Raw genomic sequence first — 3144 nt, 5'->3', positions numbered from 1 at the left:
TTCCTGAGGGGCGGGAGGCGGGGTGGACTGGCGGGGGGAGTCGGGCGCCTTAGCGGTAGACCAGTGCGGCCACGCGGGCGCCCGACCGGCGCCCCCGGCGGTACCCCTGACGCATCACCAGCAGCACCCACCGCGCCTGTCGGGCGTGGCTGTCGGGCACTCGGGTTGCCGCACGAAAGCGGAGCGCTGCGAGCGCGACCAGTGGGCCGAGGGCCCACCGGGTGAGCACGGTCACCCCCACCGCCACGAGGCGCCACACCAGCGGGAGCAGTAGGCACCACGCGGCGATGCGGACCCAGGTGATGGCCCATGCGCGGCGGGCGGGGGCGACCACCCACACGTGCGCGGCGAATCCGGCGGCGGTGGCCAGTGTCCGCGCGACGGTCCCCCATGCCTGCGCCGCACTGATGGGTGGGGCGGTGTACCGGGCGGGGGTGATCGTGTGGGTGGTCATGGGCCGGGCCTCCCGGGGTGCGTTGGTGTGTGCTCCACACCTAACCACGAATCGCGTACCTTACGCGATTCAGCCCACGGAAGTTATCAGTTCGTTACCAACAGGGAGGGCGTGAACGCCAACGTGCCCCCCGGCGGGATCACCGGGGGGCACGCAGGAATCGTTAGCTCTGGATCAGTCGGCCACCCGCTCAACGGGCACCAGCGCGACGGCGGGTGCACCGCGCTTGGTCAGGATGATGGCGCACCCGTACTCGCGCACATCCTGGATCGCCTGACCCATACCGTGCTTGGCCTCCGTCAGGGTGAGGCGCCGTTCCCCCCCGGGTAGCGGCCCGTGGTCGAGCACGCTTTCCGCGTACTGGGGCGCGCTGATGATCGCCACGGTGGGGCGGCCATTGCGGGTGACGTACTGCGGGCGACCCTCGCGCGCGGCCCGGATGCACCCAGGGAACGCGCGGTTGAGCTGGGTCGCGGTGATCTGGTCGCCGGGCGGGAGAGAGGTCATATCGCATAGGGTACGCGATTCATGGTGACCGCGGGCAGCGCGCCGGCAACACGCGCGAAGATAGGGCGCCGGCCGCCTATAGGCACCCCTACCCCCCCTTCAAAAATTGATGTGTCCGTGTGTCTTCGCAGGTCACATGTGTTCTTGCGGTGTGTCACCGCCGGACACACCGACACGCCATCTCCGGGGCGCGCCACACCGTGGGGGCCGCTCGAACACACCAGGACGCGCCCGGACACGCCGCCGGACACGCCGGATGACACAACGTCAACGGCGCCCCTCCCCGGGTGGGGAGGGGCGCCGTCCATGTGTGCGTCTGGGTCAGCGGCTCACTTCCTGTCGGTGCTGCTGGTGCCGCCGCCGCTGTCGGGCCGGGGCTTGCGGTGGGCGTGGGTGGTGATGCCCTCCGCCGCCTTGCTCTGGCCGTTCACCCGCCGCCCGCCGTCACCCGAGCTGGTGGAGCCGGTGGTGCTTCCGGTGCGCACGCTGTGCGTGGAGATGCCGTGCCGGATGCCCTGAGCGGGGCTGGCGGCGCCCACCTTGGCTCGCCCTCCGAGTCCGGCGGTGCGGCCGACCTCCCGGGCGACCTTCACCGAGTCGGTGAACCCCGGGAACTTCACCACGATGTAGATCGCCGCGCCCAGCGCGATGACGGTGACGGCCAGCCCCATGGAGACAGCGCTGGTGTCCTCGGAGGTCTCCAGCGCGGAGGCGAATCCGAGCACGATGACGATGACCGGCTCCACGAGGATGAGCATGGTCATGAATCCGCCCCAGCGCCGGACCTTGCCCCACATGTCCTTGTCGACCAGGCCGGCGTAGACGACCACACCGAGCAGGGCTCCCACGTACAGGCCGAGCGCCCGCAGCACCAGGAGAAGCCACAGGGCGCCGCACAGCATGATGGCGGCGAGGGATACGAGGGCGAGCATCAGCGGGCCGCCGCCGACCCGGCCGGCCTCCAGGTCGTCGGCCAGGGCCTCGTATGTGCTGCCGGGACTGCCGCCGAAGGCGCTCTGAAGGGCGTCGGACACGGCACTGGTGGCGCTGACGACGGTGTAGAGGATCAGGGGCGTGAACGCGGTGGCGAGGACGGCGAGCCACAGCAGGCCGACCGCCTCGCCCATCGCGGTGAGCATGGGGACCCCGCGTACGGCCCGCTTGGTGACCGCCAGCAGCCACAGGATCAGCACGAGGACGGTGGAGGCGGCGAACACGATGGCGTACTGCTGGAGGAAGCCCTGGTTGGTGAGGTCGACGGCGTCCCGGTCGGCGATCACCTTCCCCAGGTGTCGGGCCATCCAGTCGGCGGCCTCCGCTACCTGCCGGGCCATGTGGGAGAGCGGGTCCACCTGGTCCTCAACGGATGGCGCCCCGTCTTTGTCGTCGCAGGATTGCCGGATTGGGCCGATCAAATCGCTGCATGGGTCTTTAGGTTCGAGCAGCATCACGCCTCCGGCCGCTGGGCGTTGCGTGGCACACGGTGTTCCCCCTCCAGGTCGTCGCTACCGCATAGTCTGACGGGCTCGCCGTAGGTGGCGCGCCGCTGCTGTCGTGGATTGGCCGGCTTGGTGCAGCGCGCCGATCGCCTGGTCGCCGCGGGGGCCGCGGGGACCGCACCGGCCCCAGGCGCCGGCCAGTTCCTGGAGGGCGATGGCCAAGGACTCGCACAGGCGCGCCGCCTCCTCGGCCGTGGCGCCGATGGTGTGGGGGTGCTCCCACGCGGCCCGGCCGGCCCGTACCTCCTGCACGAGTCGGGCCACGGCGTCGGCGGCCACCTTGGCGTGCTGGCCTGGATTGTGGGTCATGAGACCTCCGGGGTGAACGTCGGGCGTCGCACGCCGAGTGCTCGCCCACCTGCACCGACACTGCCAGGTGCGGGCTGGTCACGACAGGGCGCTGTGGATGTCGGTGAGGCGGTAGATGGTGGGGCGCTTGGGGTCGACGGCTGCCTCCAGTCGGGCGGTGGGGATGGTCAGCCCTGCCTCCTTCAGGTGCTTTTTGAGGGTGCGCCCGATCATGATTTGCCGGTTGTGCTTGCCCTCCCACAGGCCCCAGGTGCCTGGGTCGGCGGCGACCAGGTGGTCGGCGAGTTGGGCGATGGTGAGGTCGGCGGGGTTGCCGTAGGCGGTGAAGGCGTCCAGAAGCAGCTGGGCGATGGGTGGCACGCTCGGGGCCGGGGC

General features: G+C 70.9%; 4 protein-coding genes. All 4 read right to left on the bottom strand.

Translation table 11 applies throughout. The annotated features are described in order from the left end of the window. Positions 1-49 precede the first annotated feature (49 nt). The gene (locus E4099_RS30740) at positions 50-454 is read right to left on the bottom strand and encodes a hypothetical protein (protein ID WP_135342382.1); all 405 of its coding nucleotides are present in this window, start codon (positions 452-454) and stop codon (positions 50-52) included. Positions 455-628: 174 nt separating this feature from the next. Next, the gene (locus E4099_RS30735; RefSeq protein ID WP_135342381.1) at positions 629-961 is read right to left on the bottom strand and encodes a type II toxin-antitoxin system prevent-host-death family antitoxin; all 333 of its coding nucleotides are present in this window, start codon (positions 959-961) and stop codon (positions 629-631) included. 329 nt (positions 962-1290) lie between these two features. After that, positions 1291-2295, bottom strand: a complete 1005-nt coding sequence (locus tag E4099_RS30730) for a hypothetical protein (protein ID WP_135342380.1) — start codon at positions 2293-2295, stop codon at positions 1291-1293. 552 nt (positions 2296-2847) lie between these two features. Next, the coding region (locus tag E4099_RS33355; RefSeq protein WP_209446809.1) for a hypothetical protein at positions 2848-3144 on the bottom strand (297 nt) is incomplete at its 5' end.

Source organism: Streptomyces palmae (assembly GCF_004684805.1).
GTDB classification, from domain to species: domain Bacteria; phylum Actinomycetota; class Actinomycetes; order Streptomycetales; family Streptomycetaceae; genus Streptomyces; species Streptomyces palmae.
This window is presented reverse-complemented; position numbering and strand designations above follow the sequence as displayed.

What these genes read in the sequence shown, in the direction of transcription:
- E4099_RS30740 (WP_135342382.1), bottom strand. Translation starts at nt 454, where the DNA reads ATGACCACCCACACGATCACCCCCGCCCGGTACACCGCCCCACCCATC.
- E4099_RS30735 (WP_135342381.1), bottom strand. Translation starts at nt 961, where the DNA reads ATGACCTCTCTCCCGCCCGGCGACCAGATCACCGCGACCCAGCTCAAC.
- E4099_RS30730 (WP_135342380.1), bottom strand. Translation starts at nt 2,295, where the DNA reads ATGGCCCGGCAGGTAGCGGAGGCCGCCGACTGGATGGCCCGACACCTG.